Below are 1,068 nucleotides of genomic sequence, written 5' to 3'. Positions count from 1 at the left end.
GGGGCTTTGGGGGCTCGTGGGCCTTGGACTGCCGGAGCCGCTCTTCTTCGTAGAGCTCCATGGGCATCTCGCCCTTGCGGACGGACCTGCGCAGCTGGTGCAGGGCCTTGCGCTCCGCCTGGAGGCCCGGGGCCGCGTTCTTGCCCAGGGGCGGCACCGGGTGCTGGACGTCATAGACGCTCAGCGACACGCCCCTGCCATCCACCACGCCCAGGACCACCAGGGACAGCGTGGCGGCCGCGACCCACGGCAGCAACTGGAGGGCGAACAGCGGCACGGGCTTCGTGGAGCGCACCGCTTCATCGTCCGGCGGGGGGCCGCGTCCCCAGACGGAAGGGGCGTGTCGGGACGCGGCGCGCAGGCCCAGCAGCGCCGTCCATCCCACCAGCGCCAGTCCCAGCACGGCCCGCCAGTCCGTCACGTCGTCCGGCGCTGACTCCTTCGCCAGCCCCGAGTGCGTGGCGACCAGGAACAGCACCGACGACACCATGTTGTTGGCCGCGTGCGCCGCGATGCTCGGCCAGAGGGAACCGGTGCGCAGCAGCAGCCAGCCGAAGAGCACTCCCAGCTCCGCGCGCGCGAGGAAGCCCACCGGATCCAGGTGGAAGGCGCTGAACACCACCGAGGTGATGATCAGCGCACGCCAGGGCGACGCCGGGGCGGCGGGAGTGAGCGAGCGCTGGAAGAGGCCACGGAAGAAGAACTCCTCGCACAGGGGGGCGGCCACGGACACGCCGCCCAGGAGCAGCGCCAGCTCCACCGGCGTCTGGCCCTCGAAGAGGCGCGAGGCGTCGAACATCTCCCGAAGCCACTCGGGCGCCAGCCGCTGCGCCAGGAACTGGATGGGCACCACCACGGCGAAGAAGTTGGCCACGCCCAGCAGGAAGCCGAACAGGGCGGGCTTCCCCTGGAAGGGCGTGAGGCCGGTGTACTCGGCGGGCCGGAAGCCCGCGCGGCGCAGCATCACCCACGCGACGCCCAGGAAGAGGAACACCTCCGTGAACCACACGCCGAAGGCGGGGTTGAGCAGTTGGGTGGTGGCCCCGACCGTGAGGAACAGGCCGAAGG

General features: G+C 71.5%; 1 protein-coding gene. It reads right to left on the bottom strand.

Annotated elements, in window-relative coordinates:
- Positions 1-1,068 (bottom strand): CPBP family glutamic-type intramembrane protease (locus tag D7Y13_RS41680; protein WP_279637189.1); only part of this gene is annotated, 1,068 nt, incomplete at both ends.

This window comes from Corallococcus praedator (assembly GCF_003612125.1).
GTDB classification, from domain to species: Bacteria; Myxococcota; Myxococcia; order Myxococcales; family Myxococcaceae; genus Corallococcus; species Corallococcus praedator.
The sequence above is the reverse complement of the archived record's forward strand: the minus strand, read 5'-3'. Positions and strand labels throughout refer to the sequence as shown.